Source organism: Roseobacter sp., from assembly GCF_045106495.1.
Lineage (GTDB): Bacteria > Pseudomonadota > Alphaproteobacteria > Rhodobacterales > Rhodobacteraceae > Roseobacter.
Map to the genome: position 1 here is coordinate 168,965 of NZ_JBGCEQ010000022.1, position 18,578 is coordinate 187,542.

At 55.5% G+C, this 18,578-nt stretch carries 21 protein-coding genes; 8 read left to right on the plus strand and 13 right to left on the minus strand.

The genetic code is table 11. The features are described from left to right. Positions 1-33: 33 nt before the first annotated feature. Complete coding sequence (locus AB8B75_RS15575; RefSeq protein WP_405363607.1) at positions 34-1,467, plus strand: pyridoxal phosphate-dependent decarboxylase family protein; 1,434 nt, start codon at positions 34-36, stop codon at positions 1,465-1,467. A gap of 122 nt (positions 1,468-1,589) precedes the next feature. On the opposite strand, the gene AB8B75_RS15580 is transcribed toward AB8B75_RS15575, so the two are convergent. From AB8B75_RS15580 to yajC, 10 genes are read right to left on the minus strand one after another with little or no spacing between them, the layout of a single operon-like run. Further along, the gene (locus AB8B75_RS15580) at positions 1,590-2,132 is read right to left on the minus strand and encodes a DsbE family thiol:disulfide interchange protein (protein WP_405363608.1); all 543 of its coding nucleotides are present in this window, start codon (positions 2,130-2,132) and stop codon (positions 1,590-1,592) included. Next, positions 2,125-2,280, minus strand: coding sequence for a heme exporter protein CcmD (ccmD, locus tag AB8B75_RS15585; RefSeq protein ID WP_405363609.1), 156 nt, complete (start codon positions 2,278-2,280; stop codon positions 2,125-2,127). The genes AB8B75_RS15580 and ccmD overlap by 8 nt, the downstream gene beginning before the upstream one ends. Beyond that, entirely contained in the window at positions 2,280-3,047 is a 768-nt protein-coding gene (locus AB8B75_RS15590; RefSeq protein WP_405363610.1) for a heme ABC transporter permease, read from the minus strand. Before AB8B75_RS15590 ends, ccmD begins: the two co-directional genes overlap by 1 nt. A 52-nt stretch (positions 3,048-3,099) precedes the next feature. Beyond that, entirely contained in the window at positions 3,100-3,756 is a 657-nt protein-coding gene (ccmB, locus tag AB8B75_RS15595) for a heme exporter protein CcmB (RefSeq protein ID WP_405363611.1), read from the minus strand. Further along, on the minus strand, positions 3,753-4,370 hold the full coding sequence (ccmA, locus tag AB8B75_RS15600) for a heme ABC exporter ATP-binding protein CcmA (RefSeq protein WP_405363612.1): 618 nt from the start codon (positions 4,368-4,370) through the stop codon (positions 3,753-3,755). The genes ccmB and ccmA overlap by 4 nt, the downstream gene beginning before the upstream one ends. Before the next feature lie 41 nt (positions 4,371-4,411). Then, positions 4,412-4,765: an Mth938-like domain-containing protein gene (locus AB8B75_RS15605; RefSeq protein ID WP_405363613.1), complete on the minus strand. Its 354-nt coding sequence runs from the start codon at positions 4,763-4,765 to the stop codon at positions 4,412-4,414. Between the two features lie 8 nt (positions 4,766-4,773). After that, complete coding sequence (locus AB8B75_RS15610) at positions 4,774-5,526, minus strand: TSUP family transporter (protein WP_405363614.1); 753 nt, start codon at positions 5,524-5,526, stop codon at positions 4,774-4,776. Further along, the gene (gene secF / locus AB8B75_RS15615; protein ID WP_405363616.1) at positions 5,519-6,493 is read right to left on the minus strand and encodes a protein translocase subunit SecF; all 975 of its coding nucleotides are present in this window, start codon (positions 6,491-6,493) and stop codon (positions 5,519-5,521) included. The genes AB8B75_RS15610 and secF overlap by 8 nt, the downstream gene beginning before the upstream one ends. Before the next feature lies 1 nt (position 6,494). Beyond that, the gene (secD, locus tag AB8B75_RS15620) at positions 6,495-8,156 is read right to left on the minus strand and encodes a protein translocase subunit SecD (protein ID WP_405363618.1); all 1,662 of its coding nucleotides are present in this window, start codon (positions 8,154-8,156) and stop codon (positions 6,495-6,497) included. Between the two features lie 35 nt (positions 8,157-8,191). Then, on the minus strand, positions 8,192-8,470 hold the full coding sequence (gene yajC / locus AB8B75_RS15625) for a preprotein translocase subunit YajC (RefSeq protein WP_405363620.1): 279 nt from the start codon (positions 8,468-8,470) through the stop codon (positions 8,192-8,194). 294 nt (positions 8,471-8,764) lie between these two features. Between yajC and AB8B75_RS15630 the strand changes: the two genes are divergently transcribed. Beyond that, positions 8,765-9,433 carry a trypsin-like serine peptidase gene (locus AB8B75_RS15630; RefSeq protein ID WP_405363621.1) on the plus strand — a complete coding sequence of 223 codons (669 nt, stop codon included), beginning with the start codon at positions 8,765-8,767 and terminating at the stop codon, positions 9,431-9,433. A gap of 87 nt (positions 9,434-9,520) precedes the next feature. Continuing rightward, positions 9,521-10,813 (plus strand): serine--tRNA ligase, encoded by a 1,293-nt coding sequence (serS, locus tag AB8B75_RS15635; RefSeq protein ID WP_405363623.1) that lies wholly within the window; start codon positions 9,521-9,523, stop codon positions 10,811-10,813. On the opposite strand, the gene AB8B75_RS15640 is transcribed toward serS, so the two are convergent. Next, positions 10,810-11,754 (minus strand): NAD(P)-dependent oxidoreductase, encoded by a 945-nt coding sequence (locus AB8B75_RS15640; RefSeq protein WP_405363625.1) that lies wholly within the window; start codon positions 11,752-11,754, stop codon positions 10,810-10,812. The two genes, serS and AB8B75_RS15640, sit on opposite strands and share 4 nt — an antisense overlap. Positions 11,755-11,964: 210 nt before the next feature. Then, positions 11,965-12,183, minus strand: coding sequence for a hypothetical protein (locus AB8B75_RS15645; RefSeq protein WP_405363626.1), 219 nt, complete (start codon positions 12,181-12,183; stop codon positions 11,965-11,967). Between the two features lie 213 nt (positions 12,184-12,396). On the opposite strand from AB8B75_RS15645, the gene AB8B75_RS15650 reads away from it, so the two are divergent. Beyond that, positions 12,397-13,308: a pirin family protein gene (locus tag AB8B75_RS15650; RefSeq protein WP_405363627.1), complete on the plus strand. Its 912-nt coding sequence runs from the start codon at positions 12,397-12,399 to the stop codon at positions 13,306-13,308. On the opposite strand, the gene AB8B75_RS15655 is transcribed toward AB8B75_RS15650, so the two are convergent. Then, complete coding sequence (locus AB8B75_RS15655; RefSeq protein ID WP_405363642.1) at positions 13,292-13,903, minus strand: TetR/AcrR family transcriptional regulator; 612 nt, start codon at positions 13,901-13,903, stop codon at positions 13,292-13,294. The two genes, AB8B75_RS15650 and AB8B75_RS15655, sit on opposite strands and share 17 nt — an antisense overlap. Before the next feature lie 96 nt (positions 13,904-13,999). Between AB8B75_RS15655 and AB8B75_RS15660 the strand changes: the two genes are divergently transcribed. The 4 genes from AB8B75_RS15660 (at position 14,000) to recJ (ending at position 18,470) form a co-directional block, all read left to right on the plus strand. After that, a complete protein-coding gene (locus AB8B75_RS15660; RefSeq protein ID WP_405363629.1) occupies positions 14,000-14,284 on the plus strand; it encodes a hypothetical protein in 285 nt (94 codons plus the stop codon). Between the two features lie 84 nt (positions 14,285-14,368). Then, positions 14,369-15,655: a homoserine dehydrogenase gene (locus tag AB8B75_RS15665; RefSeq protein ID WP_405363631.1), complete on the plus strand. Its 1,287-nt coding sequence runs from the start codon at positions 14,369-14,371 to the stop codon at positions 15,653-15,655. A gap of 85 nt (positions 15,656-15,740) precedes the next feature. Then, positions 15,741-16,709 carry a class II fructose-bisphosphatase gene (gene glpX, locus AB8B75_RS15670; protein ID WP_405363632.1) on the plus strand — a complete coding sequence of 323 codons (969 nt, stop codon included), beginning with the start codon at positions 15,741-15,743 and terminating at the stop codon, positions 16,707-16,709. A gap of 21 nt (positions 16,710-16,730) precedes the next feature. Beyond that, a complete protein-coding gene (recJ, locus tag AB8B75_RS15675) occupies positions 16,731-18,470 on the plus strand; it encodes a single-stranded-DNA-specific exonuclease RecJ (RefSeq protein ID WP_405363634.1) in 1,740 nt (579 codons plus the stop codon). The last annotated feature ends 108 nt before the right edge of the window (positions 18,471-18,578 follow it).

Here is an 18,578-nt window from a genome sequence, read left to right on the forward strand (position 1 = left end):
TCTTGGGGACGAAAACTGAGCGGGGAGCACCAGATGAATTGGAACGAATTTGCACATTGGGGCAAGGAGATCTCCGATTGGGCCGCTGATTATCACAGCACGATAAGAGACCGTCCCGTCAGAGCGCAAATCGTTCCGGGCGACATCTCAAAACAGCTGCCTGGTTCGCCACCTGAAACAAGCGAGACGATGGAAGACATCCTTTCCGACTTTGAAAGCATTGTGATGCCGGGCATGACGCATTGGCAGCACCCGAGATTTTTTGCCTATTTTCCGGCCAATGCCGCACCACCGTCCATGTTGGCAGATATGCTGGTGACGACAATCGCAAGTCAATGCATGCTTTGGCAAACTTCACCCGCCGCAACAGAAATGGAGGGTGTGATGATTGATTGGCTCAGGCAGGCCCTGGGACTCCCACCGGGCTATACCGGAGTGATTCAGGATAGTGCTTCTTCGGCGACGTTATCCGCCGTCCTGACCATGCGAGAACGCGCCACAGGCTTCACCGGAAATCGTGATGGGTTATCCGACAAGGGAAAACTCCGGATTTATTGCTCGGATCAGGTTCATTCCTCCATCGATCGGGCCTGTTGGGTGGCAGGTATTGGTCAAAGCAACCTGGTCAAAATTCCCTCAAAGTCAGCGGGCTTGGGGTTTGGCATGGACACCGATGACCTTCGACAACGCATTGCTGAGGACCGTGCGGCGGGACATATCCCGGCAGGCATTATCGCCATAACAGGCGGCACCGGCATTGGCGCTTGGGACGCATTGGATGAGATCGCAGGCGTAGCCCAAATAGAAGGCCTCTATACGCATCTGGATGCCGCATGGGCCGGTTCAGCCATGATTTGTCCGGAATTCCGAGAGGCGTTCTGGCATGGCGTGGACCAATTCGACAGTATTGTTTTCAACCCGCACAAGTGGCTTGGTGCGCAATTTGATTGTTCAGTGCAGTTCCTGCGTGACCCGATGCCGCAAATCAACACATTGAAAATTGTACCTGAATTTTTGCAGACGCCGGGCAAGGATGTTATCAACTATTCTGAATGGACAATTCCACTAGGGCGCAGGTTCCGCGCCCTCAAGATCTGGTTTTTGATACGTGCCTATGGGCTGGAAGGTCTGCGTTCCCGAATTCGAAATCACGTTATTTGGTCAAGAGAAACCTGTGAGGCCATTCGAAAAATGGCCGGGTTTGAAATCGTCACAGAACCCATGCTGAGCTTGTTTTCATTTCGTTGTCCGGGAAACGATGCCAACCAGCAAAAGCTGGTTGATGCACTGAATGACGATGGGCGCATTTACCTGACGCAGGGCGCGCACGACGGCCGGGCGATTATTCGTTTTCAGGTCGGTCAATTTGATACGAAGCGCGAGGATGTCATGTTGGCGATTGAAGCCATTACGGATGTTTGGAAAAAAATGACGCATGCGGAAACTGGCGTCCCGCAGAATGGATGATTTTGCCAAGGGGACACAGGTTCCGGAAGAATGGCTCGAAATCAGACTGCTACCATCCAAACCAGTTTTTGAATACGAAGAATGCCGGAAAGCCTACGCGAAAGGAACTTGCTCTGCATCGCTTACTGGTTGGTCATTGCTTCCCGAAGTGCAGGTAGAAAGCGTTGCTCATAGTCGCTTCCAACCAGCGGCCCTGCGAAACGAAACAACACCGTGCCTTGCGCATCCAGGATAAAAGTTTCAGGCGGCGCGGTGACACCCCAATCAATCGCTGTGCGACCTTGCGGGTCATATCCAACCGCAGAAAAGGGATTTCCGTCTGATGCCAGGTAAGTCGTCGCAGGTCCTTCGGTATCTTTGAAGTTCACACCGATGATGGGCATGCCTTCGTCGGCCATCTTGAGCAGATTTGGATGCTCGGCCCGGCATGGAGGGCACCAACTGGCCCAGAAATTCACCAGTGTTACTTCTCCGGTGGCCGTCGCAGCAGGCGTCACCGGGGCATAATCTCCCAAGGCGACCGGAGTTATGTCCGGCGCTGTTTTTCCGATCATTGTAGAGGGTAAACGGCTTGGGTCATCACGGTACATGCCAATACCTGCCATGGCCACGAAAGCGGCAAAAATAACCGGCGGCGCAATCATCAAAGGCGAGATTTTACCCATTCGGCTTGATCCTCTTCTCGATGCTTTGCAGCGCGTCCCGCGCAGTGCGCCCTTTGCGCAGTGTGAAAATCACCAGCAGCAAAAGCAGGAATATGGACACCCCATAAGCAGAGAGCACGGCATCGGCATATTTCCCAAGATCAGGCATTAGCTGCGCACCTCACGGGCCTGTAACGCGCGCGCGCGGCGCAGTCTGATTTCTGTGCCCGTTCGGTAAAGCACCAGCGCCAGGAATAGAAAGACAAAACCCGCGATGCAGACCAAAAGCGGGAAGTAGAAGACATCAGCCACGTTTTCTTCCTTGTCGAGGCTCAGCGAAGCGCCCTGATGCAAACCCTGGTTCCAGAAGTTCACCGCATAGCGAGACAGAACCGCAAAAACCGAACCGACAAGGCACAAAACGGACGTCAGATCAGCGGCAGTGTCCGGGTCTTCAATGGCTTCCCACAAAGCGATGTAGCCAAGATAAAACAAGAAAAGGATGAGAAAGGACGTCAGCCGCGGGTCCCATGCCCACCACGTGCCCCACATGGGTTGACCCCAGATCGCGCCGGTAAAAAGAGCAATCAACGTCATGACCACGCCCACGGGGGCTGCTGCTTTCGCGGCCAGCACCGAGACATGATGCCTGCGGATCAACCAGATCAAAGAGGCCACGAGCATCATGAACCAAGCGTTGATCGCCATCAAAGCAGAGGGTACATGCAGATATATGATTTTGACGGTAGCTTCGAATTTGTCGGCGTTTGGCGTAAAGAAGAAACCCCAGATCAATCCGACAGTCAAAGAGACCGCAGCAAGCGTCCAGAACAGGGGCAAGAGGCGTTGGCTCAAGCGCAGAAATTTCACCGGATTGGCATAGCTCCAAAATCCCGAAGGGCGTTTGGGTGTTGGCGTATTTTCGGTTGCTGTCATCGGGCGAATCTATGCTTTCTTGCGCTTTGGCTCAATGGGCAAATGTTCTGCTTCACCGCAAGTTCACCCGGAGGGCAGCAGCAGAGGCAAAAGGCATGATGGCGATCACACCGGCGGTGATCCCTGCCAGCATCAACAAAGGCGTCGTCGGGTCCATGCCTGTCGCACCACGCCGTGCGGCTTCGGCTCCGAATATCAGTGTTGGCACATAGAGCGGTAGCACCAGCAAAGATAGCAGCAAGCCGCCCCGTTTGACCCCCACTGTGAGCGCTGCGCCAAAGGTGCCAATCACCGACAGCGCGGGCGTACCCAAGAACAACGATAGCACCAGCCAACCATATCCTGCCGCGGGCAGGTTGAGTAGAACGCCCAAAACAGGTGCCGCTAGAACCAATGGCAGGCCGGTACTGATCCAATGGGCCAGCGCCTTGATGCTCAAACCAGCTTCCGGTGGCAGTGGCGATGTGGCCAGTAAATCGAGTGTGCCGTCTTCCCAATCCAGCGCCAACAAGCGATCCAGGGACAAGAGACACGCAAGCAGTGCGCCCAGCCATAAGATGCCTGGCGCAATGCGCGACAGGAGTTCTGCATTCGGTCCGACACCAAATGGCACCAGCACGGTCACGATCAGAAAAAACGCAAGACCCAAACCAAATCCGCCGCCCGCGCGAAAAGCCAGCATCAGATCACGTCTGAGCAGCGCCTTCACAAAAATGCCTCATCGCTGGCCCCGGCCCGCAAATCGAGCGCGGCGCGATAGGGTGTGACATCGAGCACGGCAGCTTCCAGACCAAGGTCGATGTGAGTGGCAATCAACGCGGAACCACCGCCATGCAAATGATGACGCACGACGTTGGCAAATTGCGTCACGGCCTCTTTGTCCAGCGAAACGGTGGGTTCATCCATCATCCAAATCGGTCGGCCTGTGACCAGCATTCGAGCCAGTCCGAGCCTGCGTTTCTGGCCGGCTGAAAGAGAGAGCGCAAGACGGTCTTTGAGGTCCTGCAATGAATATGCTTCGATCGCGGGCGCAATATCAACTTGGCCAAAGACATCCGCCCAAAAAGACAGGTTTTCGACGACAGAGAGCATCGTTTTCAACCCATCGGAGTGACCTGCATATGCAATGGTGTCTTCGGCACCTTCGATTTGGCCTGCCAAAGGGGGTTGCAAGCCGGCCAGGGTGCGCAGCAATGTTGTTTTGCCTGATCCGTTAGGACCGCGCAGGATCAGGGCCTGCCCGGGTTCGAGTGTGAAAGACAGTCCTTCAAGTACGGGAACACCGCCGCGTGCCACGCAAAGATCACGGGTTATTAACGTCATGGTACAGGGTTAACTCAAGCGGGCGGTGCACAAAAGCCCGATCACACTGGCAGCAAGGCCAAGGCAATACGGCGTCCTTCGCTCAGAAGCACATTGTAGGTACGGCAAGCTGCAGGCGAGGCCATGACTTCAACGCCCAAACCCGCCTCTTCCAGCAGATCCCGCAGGTCAGTGGGTAAATGGGTGATCTCAGAGCCTGTACCGACAAAAAGAACGTCGATTTCGCCCTTTAAGGCCAACAGCGGGTCACGATCATCATATCCGCGCCAAGGCACCGTTCCCTTAGGGCCAGCTATTACAGGCCCGTGGAAGACTTCGCCGCCAATGCGGAAAAAGCCTTGGCCATAACCCTCGACAGGTTTTGCATCGGTAAATGAGATTTCATTGAGGCGCATGAACCCTCCTAGTTCCAGATCGGCAAACCCAGAATAGCCGAAGCGGCAATCACAAGGTAGGCAATCATTCGAAAAATCCGCTCGGCATCGGGATTGAACAACAGGGCGCCGATCATATTGGCAATGACATTCGGAATGCCCGCCATCAACCCCAGCAATGCGATTTTCCAGATAAAGAGATCGAGCGCAAAGAAAACTGCGATCATCACCGCATCAATGGCTAGCAAATAGAGAAGAAAGTTGGCTCGTATAACCGCAATGGGCAGCCGACTGGACATATACAACATGATGACAGGTGGGCCTGGCACCCCCGCAAATCCACCCATGAAACCACCAAGCCCCCCGGTAAGAATGGTCATTTTTGCGGTCAGGTCGCCCTTGTATCGCCATCCGCTTATCAAGAGCGCCAATAGGATGAATACGGAAACAGAAACCGCCCAACTGAAGACGTTAGCATCTATGATCGACAAGCACAGAATGCCAAGGGGCACCGTCAGGATGGCACCGAACATCAATCGCGCTACGTCACGCGGCGCTCCATCACGCCATGCGGCTGGTAAATTTGGTAAAGGTCCCAAGAGTTCGGCCATCATCATGAATGTGACTGCAGCGACGGGTGAGAGGACGGCGGATGCAACAGGCATGATAATCATACCGCTGCCAAAACCGGCAAAACCGCGTACCAGACCGGCTGCGACCACGCCCGTCAAAAGCCATAAAAGCCCCTCTGTTTGGAAAACGCCCGCGAGCGCTTCAAGCATCTATATTGGCGTATTGATTGCCGGAGTTGGCATCCGGTTTGGACCAGTCGCGCTTGACCCCAAGATAAAGCAGCGCCGCAGAGGCAACAAAAATGGAGCTGTACGTTCCCACTATCACGCCCCAGATCATCGCGAAAACAAAGCCGCGGATCACATCACCGCCCAGCACAAAGAGTGCAATCAGGGCCAAAAGCGTCGTCACGGAGGTCATAAAAGTACGGCTTAGCGTTTCATTGATCGAGATATTTAGAACCTCGGACAGTGGCTTTTTCTTGTATTTTCGCAGATTTTCCCGGACGCGGTCAAAAACGACTACCGTATCATTCAGCGAATATCCCACGATGGTCAACAAGGCGGCTATGATCGCCAAATCAAAGCGAATCTGCAGCTCGGAAAAGATCCCGATGGTCAAAATAACATCATGTATCAATGCCAAGACTGCCCCCAAGGCAAACTGCCATTCAAAACGCAACCAGATGTAGATCAGAACCGCACCGATGGCGAGCACAACAGCGATGGCAGCGGTCTGGATCAGTTCGCCCGACACTTTTGGTCCGACCGATTCAACGGACGCGAAGGGCAGCTTAAGTCCGGGGTCGGCGGCTTGAAGCGCTGTCCCAATGTCAGAAATCAATTGGCTTTGCACAGCCTGATCACCTTCTTGCGCTTCTATCCGGATCATCGCCACGTTCTGGTCAGCGGCAAACTGCGGGTCGAAGACTTCGGTGATCGAAACATCCCCCAGTTCCAGCGGCGTCAATGCGTCGCGGTAAACACCAATGTCCACCGATTGCGTGCTCTCCGTCCGGATCGTCGTGCCGCCTCTGAAATCGATGCCGAAATTCAATCCCTGGATCATGAAGGACGTAAATGCCACGATTGTCATCAAGGCCGAAATACCAAGCCACATCTTCCAGCGTTTGAAGAAATCGAAGTTCGTGTTCTGTTTGACCAGTCGCAGACGCATGTCAGACCTCGATTGTTTTGGGGCGGCGGCGCTCAAACCACATCACGATAATGAGACGCGTCACGAAAATGGCGGTAAAGACCGATGTCAGGATACCCAGACCAAGGGTAATGGCAAACCCGCGCACCGGCCCAGAACCCATCGCGAAGAGGATCACAGCCGTTATAAAGGTTGTGATATTCGCATCCAGAATGGCGCTCAACGCCTTCTCATATCCCAATTCAATGGCGCGCGCCGGGCCTTTTGAGGTTTTAAGCTCTTCTCGAATACGTTCGAAAATCAACACATTAGCGTCTACCGCCATGCCCACGGTCAGAACGATACCAGCGATTCCCGGCAGCGTCAGCGTCGCGCCGACGAGGCTCAGCAATCCAAAGATAAGTCCGATGTTGATGATGAGCGCGATATTGGCGAAGAGACCAAATAGCCCATAGCTCAGGCCCATGAAAACCAAAACAGCGAGGAAGGCCACGATGGTGGCGACCTTACCGGCATCAATGCTGTCCTGGCCCAATTCGGGTCCAATTGTGCGTTCTTCGAGAAATTCGAGCCCGGCAGGCAAAGCCCCCGCGCGCAGCAAGACCGCCAAATTGGTCGATTCCTCGACGCTGAACCGCCCTGTGATGATCCCGGATCCACCTGGAATATGGCTTTGGATCGTGGGCGCACTGACGACCTCATCATCCAGGATGATGGCAAAGGGCGAGCCGATGTTTTCGGCGGTGTAGTCGCCAAACTTGCGGGCGCCGGATGTATTGAAACGGAAATTTACAGCCGGGCGCCCGTTTTGATCAAATGCGGGCTGGGCGTCGACGAGCTCCTCTCCCGTGACCACCGGTGCGGCCTCGATGGTGTAGAAGGTGCCGGGCTCGTCAATCGAGGGCACGATTTTGTTGCCGATGCCAGCCGCCGCATTGCCGTCCGTGCCGCGTGTCACGACCGGGTTGAATGTAAGCTGTGCAGTGGTGCCAATGATTTCTTTCAACTCGCCTGCTGATCCGACGCCCGGGACCTGGATGAGAATCCGATCTGCACCTTGACGCTGGATGGTCGGCTCGCGCGTGCCAACTTCGTCGATACGGCGGCGTATGATTTCCAGACTTTGCTGAACCGTGCGTTCGTCGGTCGCCAGTTTTTCAGCCTCCGAAAGGTTGACAATCAAGAGATCGTCTTCTGCGCGTACCTCAATGTCGTTTGCGCCAACACCGGTAATTGTTTGCACAGGTCGCGCCAGACCGCGCACAATTTCGAGCGCGCGTGCCATGCCATCTGGTTGGCTGATCCGAACGCGCACCTCATCGTCTGGCGAAGGTTGCAGGCGAATAGTACCCACTGTATTGCGTTCAGGTCGCAATGCATCACGAATTTCGGGCCAGGCAGCTTGCATCCGTGCAGCGTAAACATCTTCAACCTTGACCTCCGCCAAAAGATGCGCCCCACCGCGTAAATCAAGACCCAGATTGACCAGACCAGACGGCATCCATTCGGGCCACAGCGCTTTATCGGCGCTCAACTCGGCCGTACCACCGCTCAATTCAAAAGCGGCAATGGCATCATTGTGTTTTTCGACATTTGTGTAAAAGGCGTTTGGCAGGGCAAGCCATAGGCCGACAGCACAGGTCAGCCATATGGTGATCCGCTTCCAAAGATCGATTTGCAGCATGGAGGCGCCTTTTCAGCGTGGTATCGGGAGCGAATTTATTTGGCGGGATCCGTTTTGGACATCACCGTTGCGATGGTGGATTGGATGACGCGAACCTTAACGCCATCAGCAATTTCAAGCTCCAATTCGCCGTCGTCTTTAACTTTGACGACCTTGCCCACAATACCACCTTGGGTCACCACCTGATCTCCCCTGCGCAGTGCGGCAACCATTGCCTGATGCTCTTTGACTTTTTTCTGTTGTGGGCGAATGAGCAGAAAATACATGATCGCGAAGATCAGAATAAGAGGCACAAATTGCGCGAATGCTTCCATGAAAAAGGTCCTTCTGAGTAAGGTGCGCCGACACAACAGTGAGGCGAGAATTTTGCGGAACCTATGGGCTGAGACACTGGTTTGCAAGGGATGGCGTTAAGGAAAAGCGAATGGCTTAGCGCTTGGTACGCTGCACGTGCAAGGCTCTTGGCGCGCGTCCCAAATCAGTGCACTCTGACCCCATCTGTCGGTTTATTGTGAGGGCCCATGCTCCGGTTTAGCACTACTGTTTTCCTTCGTTTATGCGCCGTTGCTGCAATGCTCTGTTTATCTATCATTGCGCGCGCTGACCCTATGCCTGCGTTAAATCTGGAAGACCGCAAGAACTGGACTGCAATAGGTCTGGTCAACGCGGCTGGTTATCGCGGAAAGGCCTCTTGCACAGGGACACTTATCGCGCCTGATCTGGTGCTGACCGCCGCGCATTGCGCTGGCAAGATTTCAGGCACCTCAAGCGGGCGGCATTTTGTAGCCGGCTGGGATCGCGGCAGTTTTGCCGCGCACCGGCTTTCCACGGAAACCTTTATTCACCCTCGTTATTCCAGCGCGCAAGGCGACGATCAGTTCCAATATGACATCGCCGTTTTGAAACTGAGAGAACCGATTCAAACCCGGCAGGTAGTGCCTCTGGCCCCAAATAGCCATGAAGCGCTACGCCTGGGCCAAATGGCTATTTTAGGATACCACAGAAAGCGCCCCAACGTCATAAACGGACAATTTGATTGCGACAGCGAACCAGAAAGAAATCCCGTTGTTGTGGTATTGGACTGCGAGGTGATTTCTGGCAATTCCGGCGGTCCGGTGCTGGTTGCTGTGGGAGACGACTGGACTGTGGTTGCGGTTGTGGCCGCCCGCATTGGTGGCACGTCGCCGCGCGCTTTGGCCGTGCCTGTGGGGGATTGGGTCATGTCGCATTGGCGTGCTGCCATGGACCGGGCGGCGGTTGCCGATCCCAAAGGTTGAACACTCCGTGCATTCAGATGGTTACGTGTCGCCGAAAGATCGGTAATAAGCTCTTTCAATGACGACTCAGATGCAAGGACAACCGCAATGCATGATATTCGCGCTATTCGTGAGAACCCTGATGCTTTTGACGCAGCTATAGCACGTCGTGGTGATGCCCCCGTTTCATCTGAAATTCTGGCACTGGACGCGGCGCGACGCGCCAAGATCAACGCTGCAGAGACCGCACAATCTGAACAGAACAAGGCTTCAAAACTGGTCGGGGCCGCCAAGGCCTCGGGTGATGAGGCCGAATTCCAACGTTTGCGCGCGCTGGTCGGCGAAAAGAAGGCTGAAGTCACGAGGATGCATGCGGAAGCCAAGGACCTGGATGCACAACTGGCCGACAAACTCGCATGGATCGCCAATTTGCCGGCGGATGATGTGCCAAACGGTGCCGATGAAAATGACAACGTGGAAATCAATAAATGGGGCGGCGTGCCCGATTTTGCATTTGCGCCAAAAGAGCATTTCGACATTGCCGGTGTCGCAGCATCAATGGATTTTGAAACTGCGGCTAAGACGTCCGGCGCGCGCTTTGTGATGCTCAAGGGTGCCGTGGCACGTATTCACCGTGCCCTTTCCCAGTTCATGGTCGACACACATGTTGACGCAAACGGGCTGACGGAGATCAACTGTCCGGTTCTGGTCCGGGACGAGGCGATGTATGGCACCGACAAATTGCCCAAGTTTGCGGAAGACAGTTACCAAACCACCGATGGGGCCTGGCTAATTTCAACCTCCGAGATTACGCTGACCTTTTCCGTTGCAGGTGATGTATTAAATGAAAGCGACCTGCCCCGTCGTATGACGGCACATACCTTGTGTTTTCGTTCCGAAGCTGGCAGCGCCGGTCGCGATACCGCCGGCATGCTGCGCCAGCATCAATTCGAGAAGGTCGAGATGGTGTCCGTGACTCACCCCGACCAGTCAGAAACAGAACAAAAACGCATGTTGCGTTGTGCTGAAGACCTGCTCGAACGTTTGTCGATTCCTTACCGCACTGTGCTCTTGTGCACCGGCGACATGGGGTTTGGTGCGCGGCGGACCTTCGACATCGAGGCCTGGTTGCCGGGGCAAAACGCTTATCGCGAAATATCGTCGGTTTCGACCACTGGCGATTTTCAAGCACGTCGGATGAATGCGCGATTTAAACCTGCTGATGGCGGCAAACCTCAATTCGTGCATACCTTGAACGGTTCAGGACTGGCCGTCGGGCGCTGCCTGATCGCAGTTCTGGAAAACGGGCAACAGCCTGACGGGTCGGTCGCCCTGCCCCCTGTGCTCAAGCCTTATTTGGGCGGAAAATCAACGTTGAGCGCGCAAGGCATTCTGGTTTAACGGTTGGGTATCACTTCGTAGCCGCGTTCCTCAGGTTCTTCATCGATCAATTCTTGCGGGAAACCGTCCGCGAGAATGCTAAGACCGGTCGCCTCTTCCAGCCGTTCAATCATCCGATCCGACTGCGCTTTTTCGCCAAAGCGGCGTTGCCCGTCCGACATCATCTGAATCATCAGCGGTGATATTTCCAAAGGCACGCTCTGTTGATCTGCAATCTTTTGAAACAGCCCGATGTCCTTTTGCACGAGGTCCATTGTGAAATTCACATCACGTGCACCGGAGAGAATCAACTGGCTCTCGGTTTCATGTACGAATGAGGTGCCGGACGACATCGCAACCGCCTCATAGGTCATGGCAAGATCCATGCCTGCAGCCTTCATCACGGTTAAGGCTTCGCATAGGGTCAACAAGTTGGCCGTCGCCAAATAATTCGTCATCACCTTGAGAATGCTGGCGTCTCCGATCGCGCCCACGTGCAAAATGCGCCGCCCCATGCAGGTCAGTATCGGAAGTACCCGGTCAAAGATGTCCCTGTCGCATCCGGCATAGATGGAAATATTTCCCGTATCGGCGCGGTGGCAACCTCCTGACACTGGGCAATCAACAGCAGACCCCCCGCGTTCAGCAACCAGGCTCCCGAGGCGTTTGACTTCGGCGGCATCGGTTGTCGACATCTCCATCCAGATTTTTCCTGGTACGACATGAGGCAAAAGCTCTTCCAAAACGGCAGCCGAGGCTGCAGGCGATGGCAGACAGGTAATCACGGCGTCACAAGCTTGCATCATTTTGCCGGGGTTCTGACCATCTACCGCTCCTTGGGTCACCTTTTCAGCAACCAATTCCACATTGAGATCATACACCTGCACGTCGATGTTATTGCGAATGAGGGAGCCCGCAAGCTTTCCCCCCACATTTCCCAGACCGATAAATCCAACGTTCATTTGAGCCTCCAACACCGAGCGTTCGAAGCAAGTTGGTCTGGGTTCCACGGCAGATCGCGTCTGTTTGCGACCTCCAGGATTGCTTGAGACGTTAAATCTTGGAAAGTTTGACGTCGCGCTATGGTGGTGCTGTCTTTGGCTTGTTTATACCGGGCGATACTTTTCAGAAATCGCCCGGGACATTCTATTTCTGGCGTGCATCACAGTCTGTTATTGCACATGTGAAGAGCGGCGCACATTTCCGTGCCAGTCTTCGCCTACAATTTCACCGGTTGTAAAATAGCCCGTTTCCGCGTGTTCATTTGTCGATGTTTCGGCCAACATCAAGCCGATGAAGACACCGACAGTGAGCATCATCAGTGTCTTTGCCGTGCCGCGCAGAGCTGGCTGCAAAACATGTCTTTCCTGAACCGTTGCTTCAAAAACCATGTGTTTTCCTTCCAATCATTGGCCCATAAGCGGGACAACTCTGATATAGACAACTTCAATAAATTCTTAAAACGAATGTATGTCATGAGTATCATCACTTATTATGATGTATTTTGAATTGCGCGCGTCTGCACAACGTACGTTCGCTCCTGCGGAATGGTTGCTGCGATCGTCAACTCTATCTGAAGCTTATTACAAAGCAGGAGGCATAACATGTCACTTAGGCCTACGATTGAAACCCGAAAGGCGCGGCCGACTCTGGAAGGAGCAGGTGTCAAACTGCACCGCGCGTTTGGATTTCAGGACCCTACGGAATTAGATCCATTTCTACTGTTCGACGATTTCCGCAACGATCACCCGGAAGACTACGAAAAGGGATTCCCCTGGCACCCGCATCGTGGCATTGAAACCATCACCTATGTTCTCGAAGGCAGCGTGGCCCATGGCGACTCGCTGGGCAATCTGGGCACGCTCGGCGCAGGCGACGTGCAATGGATGACGGCCGGTTCAGGCATTTTGCATCAGGAGATGCCAAACGGAAATGCGTCGGGTCAAATGCACGGGTTCCAGCTTTGGGGCAATCTGCCCAGCGATCAGAAAATGACGCCGCCCCGCTATCAGGATGTGACCGCCGCTGATTTACCACAGGTGACAGACGATGACGGGACGTCGGTCAAGATTATTACGGGTACCTTCTGGGGCAAAACCGGTCCCGTCGACGGTATTGCTGCTGACCCACAGTATTTGGACATCTGCATCCCGCCTGGCCAGCAAAAGACGTTTTCCGTTGACACGTACCGGCGGGCATTTGCTTATATTTTTGAAGGCTCTGGAGCATTCGCGGACGCCAGTCCGCCAAGTGGCGTTTTGCTCGAAAAGGAAGTTGCTGGCGAAGAACTCAATATCCGTGATCTATCCGGCGATCGAACCCTGGTGCGTTTCGGGACAGGGGATGAGGTGACTGTTCAGGCCGGGCCGGAGGGGATCCGGTTTTTGCTGATCTCCGGAGCGCCGATTGACGAGCCGGTCGCATGGCACGGTCCGATTGTGATGAATACGCAGGAAGAATTACATCAGGCTATGCGTGATTTGAACAATGGCACCTTCATCAAACCCGGTCATTAGAGAGTTCGCCGGAAACAGAAACAGCCTTACGCACCATTTGCCAGTATTGCGCTTCGATATCGGCCAACGACAAACGTCCCCCCGTTCGAAACCAAGTGCTGACGCCTGTGAGCATCGCAATAACGGCCAAGGTCGCAATTTTGGTATCAGGAACCTCAAAGTACCCTGCTTTGACACCTGCTTGTAAAATCTTCTCAAGACGATCTTCATACTGCCGACGCAGCCGCTCCACCACACCAAAATTCTCTGGCGTCAGGTTCCGAAGTTCCATGTAGGCAATGAACACCTCATCAGGCCGGTCGTGGTGGAAGCGGATATGAAATTGCACGAAATGGTGCAGCCGGGTTGCCGGGTTCGCTTCTGGATCGTCCTCAAACGCATCGAGCAGGGATTCCATGTGACCTTTCATCAAGTCAAACAACAAGGTTTGTTTGTCGGGCGTGTAATTGTAAAGAGCTCCGACTTGAACCCCAACATCGCTGGCAATCTGGCGCATCGAGACGGCCGCAAACCCATGTTGCGCAAATAGCCGCAACGCGACCTCGCGCACTCTGGGGCCTGTGAACTCGGAATGTGAACCTGCTGTACGCGCCATGGTGTCAAGATTAACTGAACGGGCGTTCAAAACAAACCCTTCTTGCGCGCTGTTCCTACATCGGGCAAAACGATTGGGTTCATTGGAGCCAGTACTATGCGCATCCTTGTTATTTTTTTCGCGTCAATGTCGCTCATTGGCTGTGTTCAATTTCCGGCAGTCGAAGATGCAACCAGCCAAGTCGCACGCGACGCAGATTATCCGGATTTGATCCCGCTTGATCCACTGGCCGATGTGCTGAACGGTCCAGGACCAGAGCCGATTGAAACGACGGAGCAGCTGGACGACCGGGTGACGGGATTGAAATCGCGCGCGGAGGACCTGAAACGCCCGGTTCTGGATCAAAATGACCGCGCCAGGCTGGCAGAAACGCCACAATAGACCCAAGCGCGTTGCACGCGGCCATCGAACCCGCTAAACGGCGCGAAAGAATGCCCCTATCCAAACATCAAAGGATTCACCGTCATGTCTGAGCCGCTTCGTCTTGGTATTGCAGGTCTGGGGACAGTTGGTATCGGTGTGGTGCGCATCGTTCGGCAGCACAGTGCCATGCTTGCCGCGCGAACTGGACGTGAGATCATGATTTCCGCGGTGTCGGCGCGCGACAGATCCAAGGATCGTGGCTTGCCGATCGCTCAATATGACTGGGAAGACGATGCCATTACCTTGGCCCGGCGCGATGATGTGGACGTATTTGTCGAGCTGATCGGTGGTCATGAAGGTACTGCAAAACATGCGGTGGAGGCCGCATTGGCGTCGGGTAAACATGTAGTAACGGCCAACAAGGCGCTGCTGGCCATTCACGGCCATGCGCTCGCGGAAGCAGCAGAGTCAGCGCAAAGAACCCTGCGATACGAGGCGGCAGTTGCCGGCGGCATTCCGGTGATCAAAGCGCTGATGGAAGGGCTGGCCGGGAACGATGTCACGCGCGTCATCGGCGTCATGAACGGCTCATGCAATTACATCTTGACGCGGATGGAAAACGCGGGTCTCAGCTATGCGGAGGTCTTCGCGGAAGCAGACGGTCTGGGATACCTGGAAGCCGATCCGCAGCTAGACGTGGGGGGCATTGATGCGGCTCACAAGCTGGCTATTCTGTCTTCGTTGGCTTTTGGCACCAAGGTGGATTTTGATGGCATCACGCTAGAAGGAATCGACCGGGTGAGCATAGAAGACATCCGCGCGGCGGCCGACATGGGGTATAAGATCAAGCTGCTGGGCATTGCACAGATGACGGGCCGCGGATTGGAACAACGTATGCAACCGTGTCTGGTGCCCGAAACGTCGCCATTGGGTCAATTGGACGGTGGGACCAATATGGTTGTGCTGGAAGGCGACGCGGTTGGTCAAATTGTTTTGCGCGGCCCCGGAGCCGGTGAAGGTCCTACCGCAAGTGCTGTGATGGCGGACGTGTGTGACATTGCAAAAGGCGCGCTGGCTCCAGTCTTTGGCATCGCGGCAGCAGCGCTCAAGACGTCAACTCCGGCGCATGCCCAACTGCCGGCCCCCTACTATCTGCGTATGTCGCTCGAAGACAAACCAGGTGCGCTTGCGAAAATCGCGTCTGTGCTGGGTGACGCGGGTGTCTCCATCGACAGGATGCGCCAATACGGGCATGAAGACACCGCTGCACCGGTGTTGATCGTAACCCACAAAACCACGCCGGATGCATTGAACGCCGCCCTAGCTGATATGACCGGAACAGGTGTCTTGTCAGGTACCCCGGTTGCGCTGCGCATCGAACCTGTTTGACCGCTGCAGCCCGGCGCAGAGTTGTGCAGACCGAACCGCGCCGCTAAACCTACTGCTATAATTTCAAAAGAAGGACAGTACCAACATGCCAGCAAATGCCGAATTTCAGGATCGTATGCTCTCTCTGGGCCTTGCCCGTGTTTCAGAAGCGGCGGCGTTGGCCTCGGCTCGGCTGGTTGGTCATGGTGATGAAAAAGCAGCGGATCAGGCCGCTGTGAACGCCATGCGCGAACAACTCAACATGCTGGATATTGCCGGCGTCGTGGTGATCGGCGAAGGCGAACGGGACGAAGCACCGATGCTCTATATCGGCGAAGAGGTAGGCACCGGAAACGGCCCCGGCGTGGACATTGCGCTCGACCCATTGGAAGGCACAACCCTGACTGCCAAGGACATGCCCAATGCGCTCACCGTCATCGCGATGGGTCCGCGTGGGTCAATGCTGCATGCGCCGGACGTTTACATGGACAAACTGGCCATTGGTCCCGGGTATGAGGCGGACGTGGTGACGCTGGAAATGACGCCGGGCGAACGTGTTGCTGCGCTGGCCAGCGCAAAAGGTTGCGCCACTTCAGATATTACTGTCTGCATTTTGGAACGTCCGCGACATGAGGAGATGATTGCCGAAGTCCGCGCCACCGGCGCATCGATCCGCCTGATCACCGATGGCGATGTGGCAGGTGTGATGCATTGCGCAGAGCCCAATACCGGCATTGACATGTATATGGGCGCTGGCGGGGCGCCCGAGGGTGTTCTGGCAGCAGCAGCGCTCAAATGCATGGGGGGTCAGATGTATGGCCGTTTGCTTTTTAGAAATGACGACGAGCGCGGACGTGCCAGCAAGGCTGGCATCACCGATTTTGACCGCATTTATCACCGAGACGAAATGGTCACTGAAGACGTCATCTTTGCCGCAACAGGTGTGACTGACGGTAACATTCTTCCATCAGTGAAACGCGAACCCGGCTGGATGACCACCGAGACGCTGATCATGCGCTCTAAGACCGGATCGGTACGCCGCATCAATTACCGCACGCCCGTTGACACACAGTAGCCGACGGCTGCGCGTTTCAGCGTGAGTTTCCTCGGTGTGGATCAAAGCCTCAGCGGGCGCCGGTGGATCGGCCCGCCTCTTGAGATAGAGCGCGCTGCGGAAGCCATATCTCAGCATTCGGGGCTGCCCCTTTCCGTGGCGCAGGTGTTAGCGCGGCGTCACGTTCCGCCCCATGAGACAGAGGCGTTTCTGGCACCTTCCTTGCGGGATTTGCTACCGGACCCTCACCAGCTGAAAGACATGGCGTTGGCAGCGACGCGCGTGCTCTCGGCTTTGAAATCGCGCGAGCCCATTGCGATATTTGCCGATTATGACGTCGACGGGGGCGCGTCTGCGGCCCTGTTGCTGGTCTGGTTGCGCGCCATGGGCCACAGCGCGACGCTCTACGTGCCGGATCGGATCGACGAAGGCTACGGCCCCAATGAAGAAGCCATGGCGCGATTGGCGCAGACCCATGACCTCATCATCTGCGTGGACTGTGGAACCCTGTCGCACGGGCCGATTGCAGCCGCAGAGGGTGCGGATGTTCTGGTGCTGGACCACCATCTGGGCCCAGAAAATTTGCCGAACGCCGTGGCCGTCGTAAACCCGAACCGGCAGGATGAATCCGGCGAACTTGCTCATCTGTGCGCGGCAGCGGTTGTGTTCTTGCTATTGGTCGAACTGGGTCGGCAACTGCGCGTAGCTGGTCAATCGAGACCGGACCTGATGGCTATGCTGGATCTGGTCGCTCTTGCAACAGTCGCCGATGTGGCACCGCTTGTTGGCGTCAACCGAGCGTTCGTGCGTCAAGGATTGCGGGTTATGTCGCGGCGCGAGCGGCCCGGTTTGGCAGCTCTGGCGGATATAGCCGGAATGGACACCGCGCCCACATCTTACCACCTCGGGTATATGCTTGGTCCTCGGGTGAATGCCGGCGGCAGAATCGGTGCGGCGGATCTTGGGGCTCGGCTTTTGGCCACGCCGGACGTGCATGAAGCGGCAGCCTTGGCCGAGCGATTGGACCGTTTGAATTCAGAGCGACGCGACATCGAAGCCAGCGTGCGCGCGGCGGCGCTGGCCCAGGCCGAGGCCCGTGGGATGGACAGTGCTTTGGTGTGGGCTGCGGGTGCGGATTGGCATCCTGGCGTGGTCGGCATCGTCGCCTCGCGGTTAAAGGAGGCATCAGGACGGCCGAGCCTTGTGATTGGTCTGGAGAATGGCATCGGCAAAGGCTCAGGACGCTCCGTTTCAGGCATTGATCTTGGCCAACCCATCCAGCGCTTGGCGGCAGAAGGGTTGCTGGAAAAGGGAGGTGGTCACAAAATGGCCGCAGGTCTAACAGTGCGCGAGGATAAGCTAGAGGCTGCCATGCTGCGGTTGACCGAATTGCTGGAAAAACAGGGAGCGCATCTGGCGGGGGCTGCGGATTTGAGCATTGACGGGTTGTTGATGCCAACTGCCGCCACAGTTGAGTTAATCGAGATGATCGAGCGCACGGGACCATTTGGCGCCAGCGCCCCTGCCCCACGCTTTGTCTTTGCTGATATGGCTATCAAATTCACCAAACGCGTGGGCGAAAACCACTTGAAACTGAGTTTTTCCGAAACGGGCAGCGCGCCGTTGGAGGCGATTTGTTTCGGTGCTTTCGACGGAGCTTTGGGTTCTGCACTGGAGAACCACGGAGGCAAACGTTTTCACCTTGCCGGGCGGCTGGAGATTAACACATGGCGCGGACGTCAAACCGTTCAGTTGCGGTTGGAAGATGCGGCAGCGGCTTAACCGTCAAAAGCACAAAATATTATTTGCCCAAGGCTTAATTTCTGCTTGCGCGGCGGGCGCAGATTGCCTAATCAACCGCTCACAGCCATGTGGCCCGTTCGTCTATCG